The 26462-nt window shown below is 64.2% G+C and carries 20 protein-coding genes and 3 pseudogenes; 13 read left to right on the forward strand and 10 right to left on the reverse strand.

The genetic code is table 11. The annotated features are described in order from the left end of the window. Nucleotides 1-42 precede the first annotated feature (42 nt). Both D8W71_RS09060 and thiM read right to left on the reverse strand, forming a co-directional pair. Entirely contained in the window at nt 43-879 is an 837-nt protein-coding gene (locus D8W71_RS09060; protein ID WP_121112811.1) for a type IV toxin-antitoxin system AbiEi family antitoxin domain-containing protein, read from the reverse strand. A gap of 85 nt (nt 880-964) precedes the next feature. Next, entirely contained in the window at nt 965-1786 is an 822-nt protein-coding gene (gene thiM, locus D8W71_RS09065) for a hydroxyethylthiazole kinase (RefSeq protein WP_121112813.1), read from the reverse strand. A gap of 75 nt (nt 1787-1861) precedes the next feature. Between thiM and D8W71_RS09070 the strand changes: the two genes are divergently transcribed. Next, entirely contained in the window at nt 1862-2974 is a 1113-nt protein-coding gene (locus tag D8W71_RS09070; RefSeq protein ID WP_201265302.1) for a pyridoxal phosphate-dependent aminotransferase, read from the forward strand. Further along, nucleotides 2971-4215 carry a hypothetical protein gene (locus D8W71_RS09075; protein WP_121112817.1) on the forward strand — a complete coding sequence of 415 codons (1245 nt, stop codon included), beginning with the start codon at nt 2971-2973 and terminating at the stop codon, nt 4213-4215. Before D8W71_RS09070 ends, D8W71_RS09075 begins: the two co-directional genes overlap by 4 nt. On the opposite strand, the gene D8W71_RS09080 is transcribed toward D8W71_RS09075, so the two are convergent. Beyond that, nucleotides 4212-5204, reverse strand: a complete 993-nt coding sequence (locus D8W71_RS09080) for a threonine aldolase family protein (RefSeq protein WP_121112819.1) — start codon at nt 5202-5204, stop codon at nt 4212-4214. The genes D8W71_RS09075 and D8W71_RS09080 overlap by 4 nt on opposite strands. A 76-nt stretch (nt 5205-5280) precedes the next feature. Here D8W71_RS09080 and D8W71_RS09085 point away from each other — a divergent pair, with 76 nt between their 5' ends. Further along, the gene (locus D8W71_RS09085; RefSeq protein WP_121112821.1) at nt 5281-5916 is read left to right on the forward strand and encodes a TetR/AcrR family transcriptional regulator; all 636 of its coding nucleotides are present in this window, start codon (nt 5281-5283) and stop codon (nt 5914-5916) included. Nucleotides 5917-5939: 23 nt separating this feature from the next. Then, on the forward strand, nt 5940-7358 hold the full coding sequence (gene purB, locus D8W71_RS09090; protein ID WP_121112823.1) for an adenylosuccinate lyase: 1419 nt from the start codon (nt 5940-5942) through the stop codon (nt 7356-7358). Here purB and D8W71_RS09095 read toward each other — a convergent pair. Further along, nucleotides 7344-8153: an HAD-IIA family hydrolase gene (locus tag D8W71_RS09095; RefSeq protein ID WP_121112825.1), complete on the reverse strand. Its 810-nt coding sequence runs from the start codon at nt 8151-8153 to the stop codon at nt 7344-7346. The genes purB and D8W71_RS09095 overlap by 15 nt on opposite strands. A 167-nt stretch (nt 8154-8320) precedes the next feature. Here D8W71_RS09095 and D8W71_RS09100 point away from each other — a divergent pair, with 167 nt between their 5' ends. From D8W71_RS09100 to D8W71_RS09140, 9 genes are all read left to right on the forward strand, one after another. Beyond that, on the forward strand, nt 8321-8740 hold the full coding sequence (locus tag D8W71_RS09100; RefSeq protein WP_121112827.1) for an HIT family protein: 420 nt from the start codon (nt 8321-8323) through the stop codon (nt 8738-8740). A 67-nt stretch (nt 8741-8807) separates the two neighbouring features. Next, on the forward strand, nt 8808-9911 hold the full coding sequence (locus tag D8W71_RS09105) for an ABC transporter substrate-binding protein (RefSeq protein ID WP_236077806.1): 1104 nt from the start codon (nt 8808-8810) through the stop codon (nt 9909-9911). A 6-nt stretch (nt 9912-9917) separates the two neighbouring features. After that, nucleotides 9918-11783, forward strand: coding sequence for a siderophore-interacting protein (locus D8W71_RS09110; RefSeq protein WP_121112829.1), 1866 nt, complete (start codon nt 9918-9920; stop codon nt 11781-11783). A gap of 3 nt (nt 11784-11786) precedes the next feature. After that, nucleotides 11787-12881 (forward strand): iron chelate uptake ABC transporter family permease subunit, encoded by a 1095-nt coding sequence (locus D8W71_RS09115; RefSeq protein WP_121112831.1) that lies wholly within the window; start codon nt 11787-11789, stop codon nt 12879-12881. Between the two features lie 31 nt (nt 12882-12912). After that, on the forward strand, nt 12913-13965 hold the full coding sequence (locus D8W71_RS09120; protein WP_121112833.1) for a FecCD family ABC transporter permease: 1053 nt from the start codon (nt 12913-12915) through the stop codon (nt 13963-13965). 8 nt (nt 13966-13973) lie between these two features. Next, on the forward strand, nt 13974-14777 hold the full coding sequence (locus tag D8W71_RS09125) for an ABC transporter ATP-binding protein (RefSeq protein WP_121118884.1): 804 nt from the start codon (nt 13974-13976) through the stop codon (nt 14775-14777). A gap of 70 nt (nt 14778-14847) precedes the next feature. Continuing rightward, on the forward strand, nt 14848-16143 hold the full coding sequence (locus tag D8W71_RS09130; RefSeq protein ID WP_121112835.1) for a lysine N(6)-hydroxylase/L-ornithine N(5)-oxygenase family protein: 1296 nt from the start codon (nt 14848-14850) through the stop codon (nt 16141-16143). Nucleotides 16144-16199: 56 nt separating this feature from the next. Further along, nucleotides 16200-17147 (forward strand): methionyl-tRNA formyltransferase, encoded by a 948-nt coding sequence (locus D8W71_RS09135; RefSeq protein WP_121112837.1) that lies wholly within the window; start codon nt 16200-16202, stop codon nt 17145-17147. Nucleotides 17148-17175: 28 nt separating this feature from the next. Beyond that, nucleotides 17176-18066: a siderophore-interacting protein gene (locus D8W71_RS09140; RefSeq protein ID WP_121112839.1), complete on the forward strand. Its 891-nt coding sequence runs from the start codon at nt 17176-17178 to the stop codon at nt 18064-18066. A 73-nt stretch (nt 18067-18139) separates the two neighbouring features. Here the strand turns inward: D8W71_RS09140 and D8W71_RS09145 are convergent, their stop codons facing one another. From D8W71_RS09145 to D8W71_RS09175, 6 genes and pseudogenes are all read right to left on the reverse strand, one after another. After that, on the reverse strand, nt 18140-21475 hold the full coding sequence (locus tag D8W71_RS09145) for a non-ribosomal peptide synthetase (protein ID WP_442972043.1): 3336 nt from the start codon (nt 21473-21475) through the stop codon (nt 18140-18142). Further along, nucleotides 21363-21917, reverse strand: a pseudogene (locus D8W71_RS28375) (condensation domain-containing protein); the annotation flags it as partial. The pseudogene D8W71_RS28375 and the gene D8W71_RS09145, both read right to left, overlap by 113 nt. A gap of 555 nt (nt 21918-22472) precedes the next feature. Beyond that, nucleotides 22473-23062: pseudogene (locus D8W71_RS28380) on the reverse strand (AMP-binding enzyme); the annotation flags it as partial. Nucleotides 23063-23196: 134 nt separating this feature from the next. Further along, nucleotides 23197-23454, reverse strand: a complete 258-nt coding sequence (locus D8W71_RS28385) for an AMP-binding protein (protein WP_161965432.1) — start codon at nt 23452-23454, stop codon at nt 23197-23199. Continuing rightward, nucleotides 23451-24251 carry an AMP-binding protein gene (locus D8W71_RS28245; RefSeq protein WP_328588826.1) on the reverse strand — a complete coding sequence of 267 codons (801 nt, stop codon included), beginning with the start codon at nt 24249-24251 and terminating at the stop codon, nt 23451-23453. The genes D8W71_RS28385 and D8W71_RS28245 overlap by 4 nt, the downstream gene beginning before the upstream one ends. Further along, nucleotides 24134-26455 (reverse strand): annotated as a pseudogene (locus tag D8W71_RS09175) (condensation domain-containing protein); the annotation flags it as partial. The gene D8W71_RS28245 and the pseudogene D8W71_RS09175, both read right to left, overlap by 118 nt. Nucleotides 26456-26462: the final 7 nt, after the last annotated feature.

A 26462-nucleotide genomic window follows, 5' to 3' on the forward strand; every position in this document is an offset into this window, starting at 1 on the left:
GATGACTACGGTTTCCCGCATATTGTCCTCAATCGTGGAGCTCTATGCACCCCTGTTCCTCCTACGCCTGCGCACCACCGCAACGATTTCGTCGGCGACCTTGTCCACATCGCGGTAGACAGTTGCAGCGGAGTAGCGCAGCACCAGCCAGCCCCGCAGGACCATCCAATTCTGACGTGTCCGGTCGTTGTCGAACGGGATCGGTGCGATGTGATAGCTCCGCCCGTCGACCTCGATGTCGACTTTCGCGGTGTACTCGACCAGGTCTCCGACGTATGGGCCTATCGGTGCGTTGATATCCATCCGCACTCCTCGTTTGCGAACTGCCCGTGCTACGAGTCGTTCCGGCTCCGACAGTGTCCCCGGACAGCACAGCAGAAGCTGTCGTCGTACCTCGCTTATACCCGCCATGCCTTTGGCCTCATCGCAGTGATCGGCCACGGCCCGCCATGACACCCGCATCCCGATATTGCGGTCGAAGAATTGCTCCAACGGGACCCCCTGAAGCGTCGCGGCGACATCGATGAAGCACTGCGCTACCGGCACGACAGGAAACCCGTGGCGTTCGGCGGCTACGACCGTCCGACGGTGAAGGGTGAGCCACTCAGGCGCTTCCGGTCTGGCTGCGCGGGGGACGGTTGCGTCGACGGTCGGCGGTGCGTCTGGGAGCAAGTCCCACAGATACGCCGCGGTGGCATGGCTCAGAACGGCATCCTCGCGCCATAGAGTCAGAGCCACCCAGCGATCGATCATCGATGGCTCAGGATCGGAATACACGCCGGGCAACAGTCTTACCAAGGTGCCGGCACGCACTCTCCGCGTCAGCCCTGATCGTGCGACCCCGGCCGCTGCCAATTGTGCACGTGTGTAAACCCCCATGCATGAATACACTGCGCGAAAATCGGAGCTCGGTGTCGGCCGAAACGACATCTGTGGATAACCGGCCCACCTGTGGATGAACGGCTCACAGGTTCAAGGGTTCGATACGTGCGTGTGTTCTCAGATCTTCGGGGGACACCGACGCGAGTGCATCGAGAAACGCGACGGCGAACGATCCTGGCCCGGACGAATTGTGCTCTGCCAGCTCGGATGCGACGGCGAAGTGCGCGTGCGCAGCGGTGAGGCCGAGTAGCGGTGACTCGGCAACTGCGAGGTAGGCAGCAGCGAGGCCACCGAGCGAGCATCCAGTTGCGGTGACCTTGGTCAGGAGTGCACTGCCGCCCGATACCGTGACGCCGATCGGGCCGTTCTCGCCGCGCGCAACCACGTAGTCGACCGGCCCCGACGCCGACACCGCGGTGGCCCGATCGAGAAGCGTCACGGCTGCCGGGACGGCGTCACCGGAATCGGACGCCGAGTCGACTCCGCGAGTCGAATTGCCCAGACCGGCAAGCGCAATGATCTCGGATGCGTTGCCGCGAATGGCCGTCGGGCTCTGCGTCGCAAGCCGTGCGGCCAGCTGTGTGCGCCAGGGCAGCCCGCCGACCCCGACCGGATCGAGCACCCACGGCGTCCCGGCGGCCACTGCACCGTCGGCTGCCAGTTCGAATGCCTCGGCCGTGCCGTCGTCGGGAGTCCCGAGATTGATCAGAACGCCCCCAGCCACCGCTGCGAAACCCGCGGCCTCGTGGACATTGTCGATGTGTGCATTGCTTGCGCCCGCTGCGAGAAGGACGTTGGTCACGAAGTTGGCGGACACGATGTTGGTCAGCGATTGCACCAGCGGGGCGTTCTCACGCAGGGCCGCGAGGGCGTCGGCGACGGAATCGGCGGTGGGATGTGTCATGGGTACTTTCTTCGAAGATAGCCTCGACGAGTGGTCATCGAGTCGAGCAGATCCAAGATTGAACCATTTCACGTCATGGACGTGTTCAAGGCCGCCGCCGTGCGGACTCGTACACACGGCGATGTGCTCTCTCTCGCTGCAGGCCAGCCGTCGACCTCTGCGCCGGCACCAGTGTTGCAGGCAACGCGTGACGCCCTCGACGCACACCTGCTCGGGTACACCGAAACGCTCGGCATCCTGCCGTTGCGCGAGGCCATCGCGCGGTATCACTCCGAAGAATCGGGAACCGCGGTCGATCCGGACGATGTGGTCGTCACCACCGGCTCGTCGGGGGCGTTCACGCTGCTTTTCCTGGCGGCCTTCGACGTCGGCGACACCGTGGTCCTGGCGAGACCCGGGTATCCCGCCTACCGGAACACGCTCGCAGCCCTCGGGTGCCGGGTAGTGGAACTGGAGTGCACCCAGGACACAAGATTTCAGCCGACGGTGTCGATGCTCGACGCCTTGCCGGAACCGCCGAAGGGCCTGATCATCGCCAGTCCGGCCAACCCAACCGGCACCATCGTCGACGCCGACGAACTCGCCGCAATCGCCCGGTGGTGCCAGGCGAACGGCACCCTTCTGATCTCCGACGAGATCTATCACGGCATCTCCTACGGTGACGTGAAGACCTCGAGCGCGTGGGAAACCTCACGCGAGTCCGTCGTCGTCGGGTCGGTGTCGAAGTACTTTTCGATGACCGGCTGGCGACTCGGCTGGATGCTGCTTCCGAAGTATCTACACCGCGCGGTCGAGCGGTTGGCGTCGAACATGACGGTCTGCCCACCCGCGATCTCGCAGGTCGCCGCTATCGCGGCCTTCACCGCTGAATCGCGCGCCGAACTGGACGGTCACGTTCGCCGCTACGCCGACAACCGCCGGATCCTGTTGGACGGGCTCACCGCAGCAGGCATCACCGACCTGGCACCGGCCGACGGGGCGTTCTACGCGTACGCCGACATAGGGCACCTGACGCAGGACTCTCGATCGTGGTGCGAAAACGTCCTGGCGACAACAGGAGTGGCGCTCGCACCCGGCGTCGACTTCGACACCGTCCACGGCCACCACACCGTCAGATTCTCGTTTGCAGGCGCGACCGCCGATATCAGTGAGGCGCTCGAGCGTCTGAATCCGCTGCTCGGGTCGTGAACATCTTCGATCGTTACGGCGCCTCTCTGGCCGCGGTACTGGGCGCCGCCGTCGGCGCGTACTCGATTCTGGAGGCTCCCGGCAACGACGGTCTCATCGCCGAATCGCTCGACGTCTGGTTCGGCTCGTTCGTCTCGCCGCAGTGGGCAGGAACCGTCGCCGTCGTTGCTGCGGTGCTGACCCTGATCGCACTGCAGATTCGCCGCAGTTCGGCACTCGTCGCGGCATCCGCAGTGGCGGGGTGCATCGTCATCGCAGTGCCGTCGTTCGTTCCCGTCGGCGGCAACATCGCGGTCAGCACCAACTCGGTCGGCGCAGGGCTGCTCCTCGGGGCGGTCGGCGCGATCGCTGCGGGTCACCGACTGTCCCAGCTCGCCTTCGCACTCGGCATCCTCGCGGCGGTGTTGTTCAAGGGCGCCGTGGACGTCCACCTGCCCGCAGACGAGGGTCGGTGGACGGTCTCGTTTCCCGAACCGTTCGAAGTGAGTTCGACGATCCCGATCGTGGTTCTCGCCGTCGTCGCTGCATCGATCGCTGCGGTCGCTCTGCGTGCCGCGTCCGGGATCGATCAACTCGACGTTCCGTCGACCGTCGTTCTGCTCGCGCTTCCGTTCGGGTTTCTGCTGGCGTACGTCTATCTGGGTTCGTTCACCTCGACCACCACGACTTGGGTTGTGGCCGCGATCGTCTCTCTCGTTCTCGTCCTCGCCGCATCCAGAATCGTCGACGCCCGAGACGGCAATGTTCTCCTCGCCGGATTCGCCGTCGCCGCGGCGTCCGTCAACGGGCTCGGCTGGGGGCCGACGTCGTGGTGGGTAGCTGTCCTCGGGGTTCTGGCGCTGCTCGGCGGCGCCGTAATGGGTCTCTTTCGTCCCTCGGTGAAGGTCGCTACAGGTCTGCTCGTTGCAGTGACGGCATCCGGCCTGCTGGCAGGCACTGCGTGGCTCGGCGCGGTGCCGACCATCGCCTATGCGGTCGTATTCCCATTTGCCGTGGGAATGGCGATGAGCTCGTGCCTGCCCGCGGGAGTTGCCGCGTCGGTGGTCGGTCCGATGCTTCCCCTGTGTACGACGCTGTTCTCGGACACTGCGCCCGCGCCGCCGCCGGACTACGGCTGGACCAGCGGTCTCGCCGAGAACTACGTGCCGCCGACGGTTGTTCTCTACTCGCCCTTGTTCGTCGGGGTGGTGATTGCCGCGCTGTCGGTGGTGGCGGTCGGTGCGGCACGCAGGAGGCTCTAGAGACGATCGAGCGTCTCGCGGATGTCGGCCTCGGACACGTCGCGGTGTGTCACGAACCTGATCTTTCCGACGACGGTGACCGCAGCGATTCCGAGGTCGGCAAGCTCGGCGACGGACAAGGGCCCGTCGGCTAGGACGATGTTCGTCTGTGGATCCTCGACGGTCCAGCCCCGCTCCCGGAGGCCGTCGGCCAGGAGCTTGGCATTGGCGTGGTCACCTGCAAGCGAACCGATATTGTCGAGTGCCAGCAGCCCCGCTGCGGCCAGAATCCCGCCTTGCCTGACGCCGCCACCGAGCATCTTGCGGATGCGTCTGGCCTCGGCGATGCGCGCAGAATCGGATGCGAGCATCGATCCGACAGGTGCACCGAGGCCCTTGCTCAAACAGACCTGGACGGTGTCCGCGCCTGAAGTCAGATCGCCGGGCTGCACCCCGAGGGCCACCGCTGCGTTCCACACCCGCGCGCCGTCTAGATGAACCAGAAGGCCGGCTGTCCGCGCCGCACCGAGCAGCGCCTTCCACTCGGCGACGTCGAAGACCGATCCGCCCGCGAAGTTGTGGGTGTTCTCCAAGCAGAGCAGTGTCGTCTTCAGCGCGAAATACGGACCGGCGGCCGTTGCTGCCGAGACGGTCTCGGGCGTCGGGCGACCAGGACCGGCGTCGTGGGGCAGGACCCGCGGCATCCCCTGCGCTAGCCACGCGGCGGTGCCGAGCTCGGAGCCGAGGACGTGCGCGTTCTCGGGCGCGAGAAACGCGTCACCGCGCTGCAAGTGCAGCATCAGTGCGATCAGGTTGCCCATCGAACCGCTCGGGACCCACAACGCATCGTCATAACCCAGTTCCGACGCCACACGCTCCTCGAGTCGGGCCATCGTCGGATCGTGGTCGAGGACATCGTCGCCCACTTCGGCGTCGGCCATCGCTCGCCGCATCGCTGCGTCGGGACGGGTGACAGTGTCGGAACGAAGATCTATCGCGGCGAAGCCCATGTAGTTCACGATTGCACATGGGTGAATGGCCCGTTTGCCTGAGACGGAGACCTGCGGGCTGGCACGATGAATCCCGATGTCGACCGGTCAGGTAAGTGCCTCGCACAAGGCGTCGGGCGCTACCCCGAAGGGGGAGCGCAGACGTCACGCACTGGCATGTTCGGCAGCCGATCTGCTCGTCGAGGGAGGTTTCGACGCGGTGCGGCATCGTGCGGTCGCGTCGCGGGCCGGGCTTCCGCTGGCGTCGACCACCTACTATTTCGAATCGCTCGACGATCTGATCGCCTGCGCAGTCGAGGTGTTGGGCCATCGTGAGCTCGAAGTCATGCGGGGGCGGATCGACGAGCTCGGCGACTTGGCGCACGACGTGGAATCGACCGTCGATCTGATCGTCGATCTGCTCATCGGCCCCGAGGACGGCGCCGAGGAAGGCCGTGAACGGCTGATCGCCCGGTACGAGCGTTTCATCGCATCCGCTCGGCATCCACAGCTGCGCGAGGTCCAGCAGAGGCTTCGTGCACAGACCGACGACCTGCTGACCGACGTCCTGCGCAGATCCGGCCGGGTCGTTCGGGAACAACAACTGCGCCGACTCGTCGCCGTCGTCGACGGAGCCGTCGTCGGCGCGTTGGGTGAAGTCGATCCCGAGCCTCGGTCGATGGCGAAGAGCATGCTGCTCGAGGTTCTCGACGTGGTCGCGCCTCCTGGATGACGAGGCACGTAAACTGAATTCCCGTGACCATTCCGAATGTCCTCGCCACCCGTTATGCAAGCCCCGAACTGGTGGACCTCTGGTCTCCGGAACACAAGATCGTCCTTGAACGCCAGCTGTGGATCGCGGTCCTCAAGGCACAGTCCAACTTGGGAGTGGCCGTTCCCGCTTCCGCCATCGCGGACTACGAACGCGTCATCGATCAGGTCGACCTGAATTCGATCGCCGAACGCGAGCGAGTTACCCGTCACGACGTGAAAGCCCGTATCGAGGAGTTCAATGCTCTCGCTGGGCACGAGCACATTCACAAGGGCCTGACGAGCCGGGATCTGACCGAGAACGTCGAGCAGCTACAGATCCTCCGCTCGCTCGAGCATGTTCACTCCCACGGCGTGGCCGTCGCAGCCCGCCTGGCAGAGCGCGCAGCCGAGTACTCCTCGCTCGTGATGGCAGGCCGTAGCCACAACGTCGCGGCGCAGGCCACCACCCTCGGTAAGAGATTCGCTTCGGCCGCCGACGAGCTGCTCATCGCGTTGGCGCGCGTTCAGGAACTCATCGCGCGCTATCCGCTGCGCGGCATCAAGGGCCCGATGGGCACCGCCCAGGACATGCTCGATCTGTTCGACGGCGACTCGGCCAAGCTCACCGCCCTCGAGCGGATCGTCGCCGACCATCTCGGTTTCCGGCACGTACTCAACAGCGTCGGCCAGGTGTACCCGCGCTCGCTCGATCACGAGGTCGTCTCGGCTCTCGTGCAGATCGGGTCAGGCCCGTCGTCGTTCGCACACACGGTTCGCCTGATGGCAGGCCACGAACTGGTCACCGAGGGCTTCCAAGCGGGTCAGGTCGGATCCTCGGCGATGCCGCACAAGATGAACACCCGCTCGTGCGAGCGCGTCAACGGTCTCCAGGTCATCCTCCGTGGATACGGCTCGATGGCCGCCGAGCTCGCGGGCGCGCAGTGGAACGAAGGCGACGTCTTCTGCTCCGTCGTCCGCCGCGTCGCCCTTCCCGACGCCTTCTTCGCTGTCGACGGCATGATCGAAACGTTCTTGACCGTGCTCGACGAGTTCGGGGCGTACCCCGCGGTCATCGCCAAGGAGCTCGAGCGCTACCTGCCGTTCCTCGCGACGACGAAGGTGCTCATGGCGTCCGTGCGCGCAGGCGTCGGTCGCGAGACTGCGCACGAGGCGATCAAGGAGCACGCCGTCGCGGTTGCGTTGGCAATGCGCGAGCAGGGCCAGGAGCCGGACCTACTGGATCGTCTCGCAGCCGACGAGCGCATCCCGCTCGATCGCGCCGGGCTGGACGCGGCATTGGCCGACAAGTCCGCATTCATCGGATCTGCCGAAGCTCAGGTCGCGGCCGTGGTGTCCGAGGTCGAGACACTCGTCGATCGGTACCCGTCGGCGGCGGCGTACACACCGTCACCGATCTTGTAGCCCGCGCAGCAACTCCGGCAAATCCGCGACCGAGTCGATGACGTGACTCGGCTGTAGCCCGAACTCCTGCTTCGCCCGGCGGTCCAATGCGTCCTGCTGGAACTTCCCGGTCCGGACGAGCACTCCGGTCATCCCGACGACCTGGGCGGCAAGTACGTCGTTGTCCAGGTCGTCGCCGACCATGACCACATCGACCGGGTCGACGCCCATGCGCTCGGCGGCGGTCTGAAATCCCAGCGGTGCGGGCTTCCCGACGGCTTTGGCCTTGTGTCCCGACGCCTTCTCCATCCCGGCGAGGTACATTCCGGTGTCGATCCGCAAGCCGGCGCCGGTGGTCCACATGAGGCTTCGGTGCATAGCGACGACGGGTACGCCGCGGCACAGCCAGTCGTAGACGCGGCTCAAGCGCTCGTGAGTGAATTCCGGTCCGGCACCGCCGATGACGACTACGTCGGGGTCGTCTCCGGTCTCCTCCACGAATTCGATGCCCGGCATGTCGCCAGCGATGTCGCCATTGTTGATCAGAACCGTTCGCGCACCCGGGTATGTCTCGCGCAGGTGATCCGCGGTGAGCGATGCTGCTGTGACGATCTCGTCGGCGTGGACAGCCATCCCCGCCTCGGTCAGGGCGTCGGCGATCTGGGCGCGGGTCTTGGAGGTGGTGTTGGTCAAGAACGCTCGCGCAATGTCCTTGCTGTTGAGGAAATCGAGTGCTTCTGCTGCGCCTGGTACGGGCTTCCACGACGTCACCAGCACGCCGTCGATGTCGAAAAGAACGCCTCCCAATAAACCCATGGGCAGACTTTAGTCGTGGGCCTGCAGTGTTGCAGTTTCAGCGGCCCTGGACTCGGGCGGGAGTGCAGCCTGCGGAATGACCAGAGTAGAGCGGGAGTGCAGCCTGCGGAATGACCAGAGTAGAGCGGGAGTGCAGCCTGCGGAATGACCAGAATTAGGGTTGAGATATGAATCCCTACACGATCTTTGCCGACATCATTGCAGGGAACGCAGAGTCCAGCATGGTCTACGAGGACGAACATGCCGTCGCGTTCATGGACATCCGTCCGTTCACCAGCGGACATGTCCTCGTGGTGCCGCGTAAGCAAGCGCGATCGTTGGCCGAGTTGGATCCGGAAACGGGCGGTCACTTGTTCGTCGTCGGGCAGAAGGTCGCCGCCGCTCTCCGGGCGATCGACCCCCGATGTGCCGGGGTCAACTTCTTCCTCGCCGACGGCGAAGTAGCTGGCCAGGAGATTTTCCACGTACATCTCCACGTGATCCCCCGGACGACGGGTGACGGCTTCGGCTTGAGAGCACGTCCGACATCTCCGCGGCGGGACGAGCTCGACACCAAGGCTGCCGCGATCGTCGAGGCGCTCCACTAGCGGGATACTGAGGTAAGGGTATCCTCGGTCGGTGTTACAGTAGCTCGCCTCGCCTTCTCGGGCGCGGATGACTGTTGCCGAAAGGTTGTTCACGACGATGTTGATGCGCACGACATGGATGAGGAACGTTGCCTCGATCGCTCTTGCCGGAGGTGTGACGGTCGGTCTTGTCGCGGGCTGCGCCAGCAGTGAGAACGAGACACCCTCCCGCGAATCGTCGGCCGCCGCAGACTCCTCCGCCTTTCCGGTGACTATCGAGTCGACACTCGGCAAAGCCGAGATCACCGAAGCCCCGACACGAATCGCGACGTGGGGTTGGTCCAATCAGGATGCACTCCTCGCGCTCGGCGTCGTTCCCGTCGCAATGCCGACTTTCGCGGAAGCTCAGTACGGAGCGGATGATCGCGGCGTACTGCAATGGGACGCACAAGCTTTGGAGGATCTCGGCGTGCAGACGCCCACGCTCCTGTCCGGAGACGGGACGGGTGCGGCCCCGATCGAACAATTCGCCGAAGCAGATCCAGACCTCATCTTCGCTCCGTACTCGGGCCTGAGCCAGGAAGAATTCGACGCACTGAGCCAGATCGCACCGGTCGTCGGATATCCGGGCGAGCCGTGGACCGCCTCGTGGGAAGACCAGCTCACGATCGCGGGTAAAGCCCTCGGCAAAGAGAAGGAAGCTGCGGATCTGGTCTCGGACGTCGAGAGCTCGATTGCCGATGCAGCAGCGAAATACCCTGCGCTCGCAGGAAAGACCGTGACGATCGCGCTTCCGAACGCCCCGGGTACCTTCGCGGTGAGCAAGTCCGACGATGTCCGAGTCGAATTTCTCGAACAGTTGGGACTCGTCAACGAACCGAACATCCAGAAGGCAGACCCGTCCAAGGATGCCGAGGCCGTCTATTTCGAGCTGAGTCTGGAGCAGGCGTCGTCGATCGAGTCGGATGTGTTGTTCGTCGTCGCCTACGACAAGGAAACGCTGACTGCATTTCTCACCGAACCCGCAGTTGCAACACAGCCCGTCTCGACCGAAGGCCGAATTGCGTCGACGGAGGATTTCAGCGTGGACAAGAATTTCGCGTTCGGCGGCCTGACCGTGCTGACCATTCCCTACATTCTCGACGACGTCGCGTCCGCCCTGAACGCCGCTGCCGAGAACGTCCAGGGCTGACTCGGCATGGCCCGGTCCCGTCGGCCGCAGGTCGTATTTCCTGAAGTCATCCGCACCGCCACGGTCACCGACACGCGTCAACTGGGCCCTGGCATGCGGAGAGTTGTGTTGCGCGGGGAGGAACTTCGCGCATTCGAGCGGGGAGGCTTCCGGTTCCCGGCATTTCGCAGCGAGGGGTTCGACGACTTCGTGCGGTTGTTCTTTCCGGTCGACGACGCCGGGACCGTGCTCCTGCCGATCCAGCACGAACGGACGGTGGAATGGCCACAAGATCCTCGGCCCGTGTCGAGGAACTACACCGTCCGTCGCTTCGACGAGCACACGGCGGAGTTGGTACTGGACTTCGCCTCGCACGACACCGGAGTGGCATCGACGTGGGGGAAACGCTGCGTCACAGGTGATTCGATTTCGTTCGTCGGGCCGGTCCGATCGGGACTTCCGCCGACGGGAGTCGACTGGGTTCTGCTTGTCGGAGATGAAACCGCCCTCCCGGCGATGGCGCGCTACCTCGAGGAAGCGTCACCGGAATCGAGCATTCGAGTGTTCGTGGAGGTTGCCGACGTCGGACGACGACTGCCGATGCCCACGAATGCCCGCGCCGAGGTCACGTGGGTGTACCGAGACAATTCGGAGTCTTCCAGCCCGCTCGAGACGGCTGTTCGAGCTGCACCGTGGCCGCAGGGCAGCGTGTTCGCATGGGTTGCAGGCGAATCCACGTCGTTGAGGGGGATTCGTCGCTATCTTCGCGAGGACCGCGCGTTGCCGCCGGACATGGTCGACATCACCGGGTACTGGCGGCGGGTGGACGTGCCGACACTCGTCGACGATCCCGAGCCGTTCGACAAGCTGAGCGAGCGCGCAGAGATCTTCTCACCTTTCGCCATTCGTGCTGCCAACACGCTGAGGATTCCGTGGCACGTCTCACGCGGGGTGTCCGGGACGGCGGAATTGGCCGCAGCAACCGGGACCGATCCCAGAGCTCTGGCGAAATTCGTCCGGTATCTGGTGGCCGTCGAGGTGCTCGCGTTCGACGGGACCGGGAAGTTGGTGCCCGGAGACGTCGGGGACGCCATGCTCGGGGACGACTGGATCTCGAACTGGCTCGATCTCGACGGCATCGAAGCGCGGGTGGAGTTGTCCGTCACCGGGCTCGTCGAAAGCCTACGCGGCGGTGCGGCCAGCTCGAGTGCCATAACGGGACGGACACTGAGCGTCGACCTCGACGAAGATCCCCGGTTGGCTGGACTTCATCACGACCACATCGCCGACGAAGCAGCCTTCCTCGGTCCGGCGCTGATCGAGGACTATTCTTTCGACGGGGTATCGACGCTCCTCGTGACGGGTCCTGGGTCGGGCGTGGTGCTCGGCTCGATCCTGTCGAAGTATTCCCAGATCGAAGCCGGTGTGCTCGGAATGCCCAGCGAGCTCGCGCGGGTTCGTCGAGACCTGGCGAATTGGCCCACCGCAGGCGGCCGTGTCCGCGACGCAGCTCAGAGTCCGACCGCCGAGCCGGCCTGGATTCCGAACGGCGGCTTCGATGTCTACCTGCTCGTCGAGGTCACAGGGCACTATCCCGACGACGATCTCGTCCTCTTGCTCACCAATGCGGCAGTAGGCATCGGTGACCGCGGAAAGCTCGTCGTCGTGGAGCGCTTGCTCGACGACGCGGCGGTGGGCGAGGATCAAGCCGAGTTCGATCTGTTGTTGCTGTGCATGTACGGGAGCGGGGTCAGGACCCGAGCCGAGTTCGACGCACTTGCGCGTCGAGCGGGATTGGTCGTCACTGCACATCAACTGTTCGGATGGGGAATATCGGCGCTGGACCTGCGTCGAGCCGGCCCCGTTGCCGACGCAGTCCTCGAAGGCAGGTAAAGCATGACGACGGTTCAGAACAAGGCAGGTGACGCAGCCCACCTGGAGGAACCGGCATCCGGCCAGCTGGAAAGCCCGTCCACTCCCGGCGGACTGGCCAAGACCAACGCCCGCCGGACGGCTGGCCTGATTCTCGTCATCGGCCTTCTGGCCGCCATCTGTCTGCTTTCCATCGCGGTCGGTACCAAGTACATCCCGCTGAACGAAGTCTGGAACGGCTTGTTCGCCTACGACGACTCCAACAATGCCGTCATCATCCGCGAACTCCGTGTTCCGCGAACGATTCTGGGCCTGATCGTCGGAGTCGCCCTCGGAGTGAGCGGCGCGCTCATTCAGGCGATGACTCGAAACCCGTTGGCGGATCCAGGAATTCTGGGCGTCAATGCGGGCGCGGCGTTCTTGGTGACCTTGGCAGTCGGGCTGCTCGGGTTCACCGGAATCTGGTCGTACATCTGGTTCGCCTTCCTCGGGGCGATTCTTGCGACGGTCGCGGTCTACGTGTTGGGGTCGATGGGTAGGGCCGGTGCAACGCCGATTCGGTTGACGTTGGCCGGTATTGCGCTCGGCGCGGTGCTCGGCGGTATCACGACGGGGATGACCCTGCTCAACCCCGAAGCCTTCGACAAGATGCGATTCTGGGGTGCAGGTTCACTGTCCGGGCGCGGCCTCGACATCTCCTTCGCCATCAGCCCGTTCGTCATCCTCGGTTTGATTCTGGCGATCGTCATCGCACGGCCCCTGAACGCCATCGCCCTCGGCGACGACCTCGCACAATCGCTCGGTGCGAAGGTGAAGAACACCAGGGTTATCGGAGTCATCGCGGTCACACTGCTCGCGGGTGCCGCGACCGCTGCGGCCGGGCCGATCGGCTTCGTCGGCCTGATGATTCCGCACATGGTCCGTTGGTTCGTCGGCCCCGACCAACGGTGGATTTTGCTGTACACCGTGGTGGCGGCGCCATGCCTGCTCTTGCTGTCCGACGTCGTCGGCCGCATCGTCATCAGGCCCGGGGAACTGCAGGTCGGCATCGTGACGGCCTTCGTCGGGGCTCCGGTGCTCATCCTTCTGGTTCGTCGTAAGAAGGTGAGTGGCCTGTGAGCGCAGCCTGCGGAGTGAATCGGATGAGCCTGTGACGGTTGTGGACTTCGGGCGCAAGGTACGCATACTCAGGATCGCCGACGACAAGATCAACGGACGCATCGACGTCCGAACCGTTCTTGTCTGTTCGATTCTGGCGCTGCTGTCCCTTGTGGTGTCGGTCATCGCACTCGGGACCGGGGACTACCAGATCGCGCCGGGCGAAGTACTGCAGGCGTTGTTCTCCGACGCACCGAGGTTCACCGAACTTGTCGTCATGGAGTGGCGTTTCCCTCGCGTCGCGCTCGCGCTGCTGCTCGGTGGTGCGCTCGGTGTGTCCGGGGCGATCTTTCAGTCGCTGACGCGAAATCCTTTGGGTAGTCCCGACATCATCGGCTTCGATACCGGTGCCTACACCGGCGCCCTCGTCGTTATTCTGACCCTCGGTGGCGGGTACTACCAGACCGGCGCCGGCGCGTTGATCGGCGGAATCTGCACTGCCGCAGTGGTGTACCTACTCGCGTTCAAGAAGGGCGTGCAGGGCTTCCGGTTGATCATCGTCGGTATCGCAATGAGCGCGATTCTGGCATCGATCAACACCTGGCTCATCATCAAGGCGGACCTGGCCGACGCCATGGCAGCGGCGGTGTGGGGTGCGGGCAGCCTCAACGGTCTGAGCTGGGCGCAGGTCGGACCGGTCCTTGCCGTCCTGATCGTCATCACCCCGCTTCTGGCTGTCATCGCGAAGCGACTGCCGATGTTGGAGATGGGTGACGACGCAGCCAAGGCGCTCGGTATTCGCGCCGAGCCGACAAGGCTGCTGTTGATGGTTCTCGGAGTCGCTCTGACGGCATTGGTCACTGCCGCTGCCGGCCCGATCTCGTTCATCTCGTTGGCCGCGCCGCAGCTGGTGCGGCGGCTGACCAAGACTGCGGGCGTGGCATTGATCCCGTCGGCGGTGATGGGCGCATTCCTGCTCGTCGTGAGCGACTGGGTGGCGCAGCGCATTTTCGCGCCGACTCAGCTGCCTGTCGGGGTCGTGACGGTGTCGATCGGCGGCGCATACTTCGTGTGGTTGTTGGCTCGGGAAGGTAGAAAGCAGTGACTCAGGTGATGACCGAGAAGAAGCAACCGCGACTGCACGCGGACAACGTGACGATCGGTTACGACAAGCGGATCATCAGTGAGAACTTGTCCGTCGAGATACCCGACGGCAAATTCACCGTGATCGTCGGTCCCAACGCGTGCGGCAAGTCGACTCTGCTGAGAGCACTGTCGCGGCTGCTGAAGCCCGAAGCCGGGCATGTCCTGCTGGACGGTAAGGCAATCAGCTCGTACCCGGCCAAGGAAGTCGCCCGACGACTGGGTCTGTTGCCGCAGACGTCGATTGCACCCGACGGCATCTCCGTCGCGGATCTCGTTGCGCGAGGCAGGTATCCGCATCAGAAGCTGATCAAGCAGTGGTCGCGCGAGGACGAGTCCGCCGTCGTGTTCGCGATGAACGCAACCGGGGTTACCGAGCTGTCCGGTCGGTTGGTCGACGAGCTGTCCGGTGGTCAGCGGCAACGGGTATGGGTGGCAATGGTTCTCGCTCAACAAACACCGCTGATGCTTCTCGACGAGCCGACGACATTTCTCGATATTGCACACCAGATCGACTTGCTGGAGTTGTGCTCGCAACTCAACCGTGAGCAGGGCAGCACTATGGTGGCAGTGCTGCACGATCTCAATCACGCGTGCCGCTACGCCGACCACATCATTGCCATGAAAGACGGTGAGGTGGTCACGTCCGGAAAACCTGCGGATGTAATCACTGCTGAGCTGGTCGAATCGGTGTTCGGTCTTCCGTGTCGCATCATCGAGGATCCGGAGTCGCACACTCCCCTCGTCATTCCGCTGGCTCGTCGGCGCGCATAGATAGCCCGAACCTTTCGACGTTGGATAGGTTAGGCTTAGCTAGTTGACCCCGACAGACTAAGGACGGCCCGTGCTCAAGGTGAACAGCGCTACCGATGTAGTGGATATTCTCGGAGTCGGATACGGCCCGTCCAACCTGGGGTTGGCCATAGCGCTGCGGGAACGCAATGCCGAAGTCCCTGTCGAAGAACGAATCACGTCGGTGTTCGTCGAGAAGCAGCCGGAGTTCAGATGGCACCCCGGAATGCTGCTGCCCGGTGCGACGATGCAGATTTCGTTCCTCAAGGACCTGGCGACCCAGCGCAACACCAGAAGTGAGTACACGTTTCTCGAGTATCTCGCGCAGCGAGACCGGTTGAACCACTTCATCAACCTTCAGACGTTCTTTCCTTCCCGCATCGAGTTCCACGACTACCTGCGATGGGCTGCGGACAAGGTCGACGCGGATGTGCTGTACGGCACCACGGCGACCGAAGTCTCCTGGAACGGGGAACTTTTCGAAGTCCGAGTACGGGGTGCCCTCGGGTCGCAGCTCCTGCGTGCTCGCAACGTCGTACTGGCCGGTGGTCTCACGGCAATCCTTCCCGACGGCGTGTCGGCCGGCACCCGGGTCTTTCACAATCATCGCGTGCTCGATCATCTCGAGGCTCTCCCAGAACCGACGCAGGGCCGATTCGTAGTCGTCGGTGCAGGGCAGAGCGCGGCCGAGGTGGTGGCTCACCTCCACGACCGCTATCCCGATTCCGAAGTACACGGCGTCTTCGGCAAGTACGGCTACAGTCCTGCGGACGACAGTCCCTATGCCAACCGGGTTTTCGATCCCGAAGCCGTCGACGATTTCTATGTGTCGTCGCCGCAGCTTCGCGAGCAGCTCATCGCCTATCACCGCAGCACCAACTACTCGGCCGTCGATCTCCCGCTGATCGAGGACCTCTACAACCGCGAGTACACCGAGCGGGTGGCAGGCACACGCAGACTGTTCGTTCGCGGTGCCTCGGAAGTGTCGATCCCGCGCGAGACCGACTCCGGCGTCGAGGTATCGGTGTTGCATCGTCCAACCGGCCGCGAGGAACGATTGATCTGTGACGCCGTCATCTACGCAACAGGGTTCCGGCCGTTGGACCTGCGCGGCATCCTGGGGCCTCTGGCGGACGAGTGCGTATTCGGCCCCGACGGGACGCCCGAAGTCGAGCGCGACTACCGTCTGCGCACGACAGGCAACGTCACGGGCGGCATCTACCTCCAGGGTGGTACCGAACATTCGCACGGTCTGACGTCGTCGTTGTTGTCCAACATCGCCGTTCGCTCCGGAGAGCTCGTCGATTCCTTGGCGTCCCGGGCGATGCTGGACGCGGTGCTCACGTAGGCCGGAGGCGCCTCACGCGCCATGTTCGAAGATGTTGTTTCGATGAAAGGGTCGTCATGCGAGTTGTGATGTTCGGTTACCAGACCTGGGGGCAGAAGACTCTGCAGACCTTGATCGAGTCCAGGCACGAAGTGGTAGGCGTCGTCACTCATCCGGCCAGCGACCAGGTCTACGAAAGCATTTGGGCCGACTCGGTCGAGGATCTTGCCCGCGAGCACGAACTTGAAGTCCATCTTGCTCGACGCCCGGACGCAAACCTGCGTGAACAAATTCATGCGTGGAAGCCCGACATCATCATTGCCAACAATTGGCGCACCTGGTTGCCGCCGGAGATTTTCGCCTACCCAGCACACGGAACGCTCAATCTGCACGACTCGCTGCTTCCGAGGTTCACGGGGTTCTCACCGATCGCGTGGGCGCTGATCAGCGGTGCCGAAGAAGTCGGTTTGACCGCACATCGAATGGATGGCCAACTCGACACCGGAGACATCCTTACGCAGGCTGCGATTCCCATTGGCCCCCGAGATACCGCGACGGAGTTGGTCAGGGCGACAATCGATTTGATTCCCAAAGTGCTGCTCGAAGCTCTCGAGAGTATCGAGTCCGGAACCGCCCGGTGGCGTCCCCAGGACCTGAAGGAACGCACGTTCTTTCACAAGCGGCACGAAACCGACAGTTTGATCGACTGGTCGTGGGAGGCAGCCGACCTCGACCGGCTCATTCGAGCGATGTCCGACCCGTACCCGAACGCGTTCACCTACTATCGCGGCGAGCGCATTTCGATCACACAGGCTCACATCTCAGAAGGCATCTACGGCGGGACGCCAGGCAGGGTATTCATCCGCGAAGACGACGGAATGGCCATCGTCGCCGGCCCCAACGCCCATCGCGGCCGTAACCACGCACTCGTCATCGACCGTCTCCGAACCAGCGACGGCACGGACTACGCTGCGCTCGAGTACTTCCCGAGTGGCGGAGGGTACCTCACGGCCGAACCAGACTGACCAGATAACCGAAAGGGAAGGGTGTCACGTGGCGGTCAAGAGAAAGCAGCGCTTCTTCTATGCCGAGGTGGTGAGGACGGTACGTATCTCGCCCTCGCTCGTGCGAGTGGTATTCGGCGGTGATGGATTGGCCGATTACACCTCGAACGGCGCCGCGGACGAGTGCGTCTCGCTGTACTTCGCCGGCGAGGGCGAGGACAAGCCGCCGGCGATGACCGAGAAAGACGGCGACTGGGCGTACCACGACATCGACGAGCCCGAATATCGCAACTACTCGGTTCGGAGTTGGGACGCGGCTGCCAAGGAAATGTCGATCGACTTCGTTGCGCACAAGGGCGGCATTGCGGCGTCGTGGGCACTGAAGGCGGCACCCGGCGACGTCCTCGGACTGTGGGGACCTCGAGGCTGGTACGACCCGCCGAGCGATACCGCATGGCAACTGCTCGTTGCCGACCTGACAGGGCTTCCAGCTCTGTCTCGAGCCGTCGAAGAGCTGCCGGAAGGGTTCCCGGTTCGGGCGATCGTGGAAGTTCTCGACAACGGCGACAAAATTCCGATCGAGACCAATGCGGACCTGAGCATCGAGTGGCTGATCGGCGGAAACGGTCACGGGCCGTCGCGCCTGGCTGACGCCGTACGCGCCGAGACCCTTCCGGACGGACCAGGTTACGTGTGGTTCGCCGGAGAGGCGGCCACGAGCCGAGACGTACGCAAGTACCTGCGCAAAGAGCGTGGCTTCGGCAACGCGCAATTCGAAACCATCGGATACTGGCGCGTTCGCGCCGAAGAGTGGCTTCAGAAGTACGAAGCGGTCGAGGACCGGCTACACAGCGAGTACCAGCAGTTGATCGACGCCGGAGCCGAAGAGGCAGACGCCGAGAACCGCTGGGAGGAAATGCTCGAAGAAGCCGGGCTGTAGGCACTGCCCTCCCCACCGAAGCGCCTATTGCGTGAGCCCTAGGTGCTTCGGTGGGTCCAGGCTGTCGTGACGCCTAGCTGCGCTTCCTGTCGATGGCCGCGTCGAGTTGCACGGACAATTCGATTTCCAGTGCTGCCACGGCTCCTTCTGACAGACCGATGATGTCTAGCTCTGCGGCACCGTCGGCCACGCGGTAGCGGATCACGCAACGGTAGGCAGTCTCGACGCCTTCCCGCGAGCCCGGGACAGCTAGTTGGCCGGCGTTGTGCGTCACGAGCGCGGCGGAACCGCTCGACTTCCGCAAGCTGCGCCGCCCTGTCCGATTGTGGTAGCGAAGCAACGAATACTCTCGTCGTTCGGATTCGGACACCCCGCCGATGTACGGCCACGTTGCGGTGAACGGCCCGATCGCGGGTCGCGGTGACGCCATGCCCGTCTCGAGGTCGATGGTCGCCTCCGTCGAGTTGCGCTGGGCAACCTGCCGAAGGGCGCCGGCGATGAGCTCGGGGAGGTCCGATGCCCCGATCGTCAGATCAGCTCGGATGCCCGCATGGGAACCTTCCGACCACATCGTCGAATCGTCGAGCCGGCTGACTCCAGTCGCGTCGACCCAACGGTGAGCGAGTTCGGCATCCAGGTTCTGTCCGTCGGTATCGATCGCTTCCAGTGCGGTGTGGAGTGACACGGGCGACGAACTCTCGACGCGCCCGGTCAGACTACGGGCGATCTCATGGATCGAGCTTCGGTCGGCAGCCGCAGCATGCGCGGCCACCAGGAGCCAATTGTGGGTCTGGGTGCTCCACGTTGCGATCGCCACCGGTAGACCCTCCGTGATGCTGATCAACGAGGCGACGCGATTCGCTGCGGCTGAGGCGCTGGTATCCGGATCGAGTTCGAGAACCTGCTTCGAGAGGTCGAGCGTTCCCGTTGGGGCGATCTCCGATGTCCACAGACGACGGTTCAACGGCGACACCTTGATCCGCAACGCATCGGTGGTGTTCACCAGCGTGACGAACGTGGACTGCAGGCCCGACAGCGCGCTCCCGTCGATCGCAACCAGCTCGGTGTAGACCCAGTCGTTCGGCTCGTCGCCGGCCTCGCGGAGCCGTTCGAGCGTTGTCGAGGCCCGCAGCGGAATCGGTTCCGCCGCGGTCTCCGGAATGTCCAAGCCCTCGGCCAGACCCGCGATCGTGCGCTTTTCGAAGACGTCTCGAACGGTGAACTGCAGTCCTTCTCGGCGAGCCTTCGAGACGACAAGGATCGAGGAAATGCTGTCGCCGCCGAGGCGGAAGAAGTCGTCGTCGACGGAGATGGGTGTGTCGGTGGGGAGGCCGAGGGTGTCGGTGAAGATGGTGGCGAGGGTGTGTTCGGTGTGGGTGGTGGGTGGTTGTCCGCCGGTGAGGGTGGTGGTGAGGTCGGGTGGGGGAGGGTGCGGTGGTCGAGTTTGCCTGGGGGTGGTGGGGATGTCGGTGATGGGGATGAAGACGGTGGGGACCATGTAGTCCGGTAGCCGGGTGGTCATGTAGGTGCGTAGTTCGGCGTCGGTGACGTCGTCGCCGGTGTGGTAGGCGGCGAGGTATTTTCCGGTGCCGCCGTGGGTGTTTCCGGGGTGGTCGGTGGCGATGACGACGGCTCTGGAGACGGCGGGGTGTTGTTCCAATACGGTGCGGATGTCGTCGAGTTCGATGCGGTAGCCGCGGATTTTGACTTGGTCGTCGGTGCGTCCGAGGTATTCGAGGTGTCCGTGGGTGTTCCAGCGGACGAGGTCGCCGGTGCGGTAGAGACGCTCACCGGTGCCGGTGCCGGTGCTGGTGCTGGTGCTGGTGTGGGGGTTGGCGATGAAGCGGGTGGCGGTGAGGTCGGGGCGGGCGATGTAGCCGTCGGCGAGTTGGGTGCCGCCGAGGTAGAGCTCGCCGGTGATGCCGGTGGGGACTTCGCGTAGCCAGGGGTCGAGGACGTGGGTGGTGGTGTTGGTGATGGGGGTGCCGATGGGGACGCTGGTGCCGTAAGTGTCGGTGCCGTAAGTGTCGGTGTCGGTGTGTGTGGGGTTGAGGTGGTGTCCGGTGGTTTCGACGGCGGCTTCGGTGGGGCCGTAGGTGTTCCAGATGTGTACGTCGGTTGCGGTTGTGGTGAGGGTGGTGGCGAGGGTGGTGGGGAATGTTTCGCCGCCGAGGGCGAGGTGGCGTAGGGGTGTGTGGTTGAGGTCGAGTCCGGTGTCGAGCATGGCGTGGGCCATGGTGGGGACGAGTTCGACGAAGGCGATGGGTTCGGTGTGGAGGATGTCGGTGAGGTAGTGGGGGTCTTTGTCGCCGCCGGGGCGGGTGAGGCGGATGGTGGCGCCGATGGTGAGGGGCCAGAAGATTTCGGGGACGGAGACGTCGAATCCGATGCTGGTTTTCTGTAGGACGCGGTCGCCTTCGGTGAGGGGGAAGACTGTTTGGCGCCAGGTGATGAGGTTGATGATCGCGTGGTGGGAGATCATGACGCCTTTGGGGCGTCCGGTGGTGCCGGAGGTGAAGATGACGTACGCGGTGTCGGCGGGTGTGAGGGCTCGCGTCAGTACCGGCGCCGTACTTTCGCCCTGTGTCACACGTGCAGCGATCGCGGGGTCGTCGAGGAGTACTCCGTCGATACCCGTGCCGCTCTCGATATTCACGCCGCTGTCGGTGGTGATCAGGAGTGTGGGTGTGGAGTCTTCGAGGATGTGGGTGATGCGTTCGGTGGGGTAGTCGGGGTCGATGGGGACGTAGGCTGCGCCTGCTCGGATGACGGCGAGTAGTGCGGTCACCAGGTCCACGCTGCGGGGGAGTATGACTGCGACGCGGTCGCCGACCTGGACGCCGTGTTCGATGAGTATGTGCGCCAACGCGTTTGCGCGGGTGTCGATCGTTGTGTACGACCATTGTGTCTGTGTGTCGTCGGTGACGGCGGTGGCGTTGGGGGTGTGGAGGGTTTGGGTGCGGATGAGTGTGTCGAGGGTGGTGTCGGCTGGGGGTTGTGTGGGTCCGGTGGACCAGTGTGCGAGTTGTTCTTGATCGGAGTCGGTGAGGACTGGTATGTCCGCCAGTCGTGTGTCCGGTGCGGTGGTGAGGGTTTTGAGGACGCGTTCGAAGGTGGTGGTGAATCGGTCGATGGTGGTGGGGGTGAAGAGTTCGGTGGCGTAGGTGAGGTAGCCGGTCATGCCGTTGGGGGTGTCGACGATGTCGAGATCGAGGTCGGTCTTGGCCGCACCCAACCCCGTGTTCGTGCCCGTCGGAAGCGCTGATTCGACCAGGCCGGGCAGCGACGAAGCTAGCTCACCGGTTTCGCTGTCGGTGGTGTTGTGGGTGAGCAGGATTTGGAAGAGGGGTGTGCGGTTGGTGGTGCGGGGTGTGTTGGTGGTGCGGGTGATGTGTTCGAAGGGTGGCAGGGCGGAATGTGGATGGTGGTGGTGGTGGTGGAAGGGTGGTGGGGTGGTGGTGGATGGAAGGTGAAAGGGAAGCCCGGATGGATGGAAGGAAGGAGGGAGTGGTGGATGGTGGTTGGCGGTGGGTCGACGGCGGGTGTGATGTCGGTGCCGTGCCCGGGGGGTGTGGGCGGGGGTGGTCGAGGGTGATGATCGATTCGTCGGGGGCGTCGGTGAGGGTGGTGGCCCAGTATTCGAGGTGGTGTGCGAGTTCGGAGGTGGGGTCGGCGGCGTCGCCGAGGGTGGTGCGTTGCCAGGTTGCGTAGTGGGCGTAGGTGAGCGGTAGTGGTGTCCAGGTCGGGGTGGTTCCGGCCTGTCGTGCGGTGTAGGCGGCGGCGAGGTCGGCGATGAGGGCGGGGGTGGACCATTCGTCGATGGCGTGGTGGTGCGCGATGGGGGCGATGGTCCATCGGTCGTCGGGTGCGGTAGATGGCGACGCGGGGAGGTCGGCGGCGAGGTCGAATCGTGCCGATGAGGGTGTCGAGGGCGGTGTCGATGTGCGCTGGTGTTGTGCCGCATGTCAACGACCTGGATCGACGTTCAGGTGAGAGGTCGGATGGATGGGTGAGGGTGCCGTCGTGTTCGACGAGGAGGGTGCGTAGGGGTTGGTGGCGGGTGACGAGGTCGCTGATGGCGGCGGTGAAGGCGGTGGTGTCGAGGTTGCCGGTGAGGGACCAGATCGTGGCAACGACGTATTGGGTGGCGGGTCCGCCGAGTTGGTCGATGACCCAGAGTGCTTGTTGGTCAGGAGGCGGGATGGGGTCGTGGGAGTGATGTCGTGAGGGTACTGTGGAGGGCGGTGGTGTGTCGATGATGGGAGGTGTGGTGGTGGGGACTGAGGGGGAAGGTGGTGGAGTGGATGCAGGGACGGAGTTCAGGTGGAGGGAATCGTGGGGAGTGGACCAGCACGTCGGTGAAGATGTGGAACTGGTCGTGGTGGACCCGCCGGCCAACGCGATAGTCAGGTCGGGTGTGGGGAGGGTGCGGTGGTCGAGTTTGCCGTTGGGGTGGTGGGGATGTCGGTGATGGGGATGAAGACGGTGGGGACCATGTAGTCCGGTAGCCGGTCGGTGAGGTATGCCCGCAGTTCCGCGTCGGTGACGTCGTCGCCGGTGTGGTAGGCGGCGAGGTATTTTCCGGTGCCGCCGCCGTGGGTGTTTCCGGGGTGGTCGGTGGCGATGACGACGGCTCTGGAGACGGCGGGGTGCTGTTCCAATACGGTGCGGATGTCGTCGAGTTCGATGCGGTAGCCGCGGATTTTGACTTGGTCGTCGGTGCGTCCGAGGTATTCGAGGTGTCCGTGGGTGTTCCAGCGGACGAGGTCGCCGGTGCGGTAGAGACGCTCACCGGTGCCGGTGCCGGTGCTGGTGCTGGTGCTGGTGTGGGGGTTGGCGATGAAGCGGGTGGCGGTGAGGTCGGGGCGGGCGATGTAGCCGTCGGCGAGTTGGGTGCCGCCGAGGTAGAGCTCGCCGGTGATGCCGGTGGGGACTTCGCGTAGCCAGGGTCGAGGACGTGGGTGGTGGTGTTGGTGATGGGGGTGCCGATGGGGACGCTGGTGCCGTAAGTGTCGGTGTCGGTGTCGGTAGGTGGTGTGTGGGGTTGGAGGTGGAGGGAGCCTGGACAGGTTTGGAAGGTGGCGGGTGGTAAATGAAGGCGAAGAGGTGGTGGGACGAAGGGGCCGGAGTTCATGGTGGGGGACGAAGGATGGAATGGATGGAATGGTGGAGGGGTGGAGCGGATGGATGGGAGAGAAGACTGGACGGAGACGTGGAATGGAGGGGAGATCGGGTGAGAAGCCAGGTGATGAGGTTGATGATCGCGTGGTGGGAGATCATGACGCCTTTGGGGCGTCCGGTGGTGCCGGAGGTGAAGATGACGTACGCGGTATCGGCGGGTGTGAGGGCTCGCGTCAGTACCGGCGCCGTACTTTCGCCCTGTGTCACACGTGCAGCGATCGCGGGTCGTCGAGTACTCCGTCGATACCCGTGCCGCTCTCGATATTCACGCCGCTGTCGGTGGTGATCAGGAGTGTGGGTGTGGAGTCTTCGAGGATGTGGGTGATGCGTTCGGTGGGGTAGTCGGGGTCGATGGGGACGTAGGCTGCGCCTGCTCGGATGACGGCGAGTAGTGCGGTCACCAGGTCCACGCTGCGGGGGAGTATGACTGCGACGCGGTCGCCGACCTGGACGCCGTGTTCGATGAGTATGTGCGCCAACGCGTTTGCGCGGGTGTCGATCGTTGTGTACGACCATTGCGTCTGTGTGTCGTCGGTGACGGCGACGGCGTTGGGGGTGTGGAGGGTTTGGGTGCGGATGAGTGTGTCGAGGGTGGTGTCGGCTGGGGGTTGTGTGGGTCCGGTGGACCAGTGTGCGAGGTGGTCGCGTTCGTCGTCGGTGAGGAGGGGTAGGGCGGCGATGCGGGTGTGGGGTGCGGTGGCGAGGGTGCGTAGGGCGGTGTCGAGGAGTGTGGTGAGGGGGTGGTGGATTCTGTGATGGTTGGTGGAAGGAGTCTGGATGGTGATGTGGTGGATGAGGGGGGTGGATGGACAAACGAAAGTGATGGAGGGTAGGTGGAAGAGTGGTGGAATGGTGGGTTGAGGAGGTGGAAGGTGGCCGGATGGAGTTTGAGGAACATGCCGACGGCGGTGTCGATGCCGTCGATGTGGGCGGGTCGTCCGGAGACGGTGGTGCCGAAGGTGATGGTGGGTTGGCCGGTGATGGCGCTCAGGGTCAGTGCCCAGGCGGTGTGGATGACGCTGTTGAGGGTGGTGCTGTGGGTGCGGGCGAGTGTGGTGAGTTGGTGGGTGAGGGTGGTGTCGATGGTGTAGGTGAGTTCGGTGGGTAGTTCTGTGCTGCTGGTGTTGGTGGTGTCTGGTGTGGTGGCGATGAGGGTGGGTTCGGTGACCTGGGCGAGGGCGGTGCTCCAGGTGTGCAGTGAGGTGGTGTGGTCGTGGTGGGTGAGCCAGTTCAGGAAGGTGGGGTATGTCGGGTCGGGGACTGGTGGGGTGGTGAGCAGGCGCAGCAGTGTCTTGATCAGGGGGGTGGACCAGCCGTCGGTGATGGCGTGGTGGATGGTCAGGATCAGGGGGTGCTGGTCTGTTGCGGTGGTGACGGCGGTGACACGCATCAACGGCGCGTCGTCGAGCGCCATCGGGATGGCCCGGTCTTCGTCGATGATCGCTGCGATCGCGGTGGCGGCATCCAACGAGTCGTGCTGGCTCGCATCGAGATTGGTGTGGGAAAGGGTGACAGTGGCGTGCGCGGGGATGACGGCGACATAGTCGCCGTTGGCGGCGGGTGCGATCGCGGCCTTGAGGTTGGGGTGTGTGTCCGTCAGTCGCGTGAGGGCGGTGCGTAGCCGGTCAAGATCGAGCGGTCCGGTCACCGTCACCCCAGTGTGGGTGAGATAAACGTCGGTACCGGTCACAGCCCTGAGGAGCGACTCGAAGACCATGCCGTGTTGCAGCGGCGTCAAGGGTTGGACGTCGGTGATCTCGCCGTAGCGCTCTTCCCACACGGTGAGGTCACCGTAAGTCATACCGCTGGCGGTGAGGTCGGTCAGTGAGCGTCTGCGGCGGCCGGTGTAGGTGGCGAGTGTGTGCAGTGCGGTGGTCCACAGTTGGACGAGTTCGTGTGCGTGTTCGCTGGTGAGGATGTTCTGGGCGTAGGCGAAGGATCCGTCGAGGGTGGTGGCGCCGTCGGTGTCCGAGACTGCGGCGATGTTGATGTCGATCACTGCGGCGGCGGGTAGTTCTGGGGGGAGGTGTCCGCGGATGCCGGGGATTTCCGGGGCGCTTGTCCACGGCCGGTCACCAACTGTGCTGTTGGTGAAGTTGCCGAGGTAGTTGAATCCGATGTCGGGGGTGGTCGTCGGTAGGGCTACGTCGGGGTTGAGGTGGGTGAGTATGCCGTGGCCGATGCCGCGGTCGGGGATGCGTGCGAGTGCGTCTTTGATGCGTAGTACTGCGTCGGCGGCGAGGGTGGGGTCGGTGATCGTGTGGTGAGGGTCGAGGTCGGTGAGGTCGGCCAGGAGTGGGTACCAGGTGGTGAACCAGCCGATCGAGCGTGAGAGGTCTGCCCCGGGGACGAGTGTTTCTTGGCGGCCGTGGCCTTCCATGCCGATGGTGATCGGGAGTGGGTCGAGGCCGCGGCGTGCTCGCCATGCGCTGGTTGCGATGGTCAGTGCGGTGAGCAGGATGTCTTCCACGCTCGCGGTGAGTGTGGTGGTGACGTCGCCCAGGAGGGTGGCGGTGAGGTCGGCGGGAACGGTGAGGTGGATGTGTCCGGTTGTGGCGTGGGTGTCGCGGTCGGGGTCGATGCTGCGGTCGCCGAAGAGGGGGTGTGTGGCGTCGGCGACGGTGGTCCAGTGTTCGAGTTGGTCGGTGAGGTCGCGGTCGTGTGCGCGTTCGGTGAGTGCGTGGGTCCAGGTGGTGATGGAGGTGCCGACCGGTAGCAATTCGGTTGTGGTGGTGCCGGTGTCGAGGGTCCAGGCGTGTGCGAGGTCGTCTTCGAGGATGCGCCAGGAGACGCCGTCGACGGCGAGGTGGTGGATGACCATGACGAGTCGGCCGGTGCTGTCACCGGAGTTGGTGCACCACATGGCGCGCCACAAAATCCCGTTCGTCGGATCGAGCTGAAGGGACATTCGGGTGACGAGATCGTCGACTGTCGTCAGCCACTGCGGGCTCGACCAACCATCCGACACCGTCAGCGTTTCGATCGGCGGTTCGACCGTTGTAGGCGGAAGCGTGAACTCCCAGGTTTCGAAGCGGCGAATGCGAGCCCCGAGCGTGGGGTGGGCTGCGGCTATCCGACTGAGGATTCGTTGGAGGGTGTCGGTGGTGAGGTCGGCGGGGGTGGTGAAGACGAAGGATTGGGTGAAGTGGTCGAAGCCGGGTCGGTCTATGTAGCGGGCGGCGATCGGCAGTAGTGGTGCGGTGGTCACCGCGGTC

Source organism: Rhodococcus sp. P1Y, assembly GCF_003641205.1.
In the GTDB taxonomy this organism is placed as follows: domain Bacteria; phylum Actinomycetota; class Actinomycetes; order Mycobacteriales; family Mycobacteriaceae; genus Rhodococcoides.

Bases quoted from the DNA above. Each gene is read 5' to 3' on its own strand.
- thiM (WP_121112813.1), bottom strand. From the start codon at position 1,786: ATGACACATCCCACCGCCGATTCCGTCGCCGACGCCCTCGCGGCCCTG.
- D8W71_RS09115 (WP_121112831.1), top strand. From the start codon at position 11,787: ATGACGACGGTTCAGAACAAGGCAGGTGACGCAGCCCACCTGGAGGAA.
- D8W71_RS09110 (WP_121112829.1), top strand. From the start codon at position 9,918: ATGGCCCGGTCCCGTCGGCCGCAGGTCGTATTTCCTGAAGTCATCCGC.
- D8W71_RS09100 (WP_121112827.1), top strand. From the start codon at position 8,321: ATGAATCCCTACACGATCTTTGCCGACATCATTGCAGGGAACGCAGAG.
- D8W71_RS09135 (WP_121112837.1), top strand. From the start codon at position 16,200: ATGCGAGTTGTGATGTTCGGTTACCAGACCTGGGGGCAGAAGACTCTG.
- D8W71_RS09095 (WP_121112825.1), bottom strand. From the start codon at position 8,153: ATGGGTTTATTGGGAGGCGTTCTTTTCGACATCGACGGCGTGCTGGTG.
- D8W71_RS09125 (WP_121118884.1), top strand. From the start codon at position 13,974: ATGACCGAGAAGAAGCAACCGCGACTGCACGCGGACAACGTGACGATC.
- D8W71_RS09060 (WP_121112811.1), bottom strand. From the start codon at position 879: ATGGGGGTTTACACACGTGCACAATTGGCAGCGGCCGGGGTCGCACGA.
- D8W71_RS09085 (WP_121112821.1), top strand. From the start codon at position 5,281: ATGTCGACCGGTCAGGTAAGTGCCTCGCACAAGGCGTCGGGCGCTACC.
- D8W71_RS09070 (WP_201265302.1), top strand. From the start codon at position 1,862: ATGGACGTGTTCAAGGCCGCCGCCGTGCGGACTCGTACACACGGCGAT.
- D8W71_RS09080 (WP_121112819.1), bottom strand. From the start codon at position 5,204: ATGGGCTTCGCCGCGATAGATCTTCGTTCCGACACTGTCACCCGTCCC.
- D8W71_RS09105 (WP_236077806.1), top strand. From the start codon at position 8,808: ATGACTGTTGCCGAAAGGTTGTTCACGACGATGTTGATGCGCACGACA.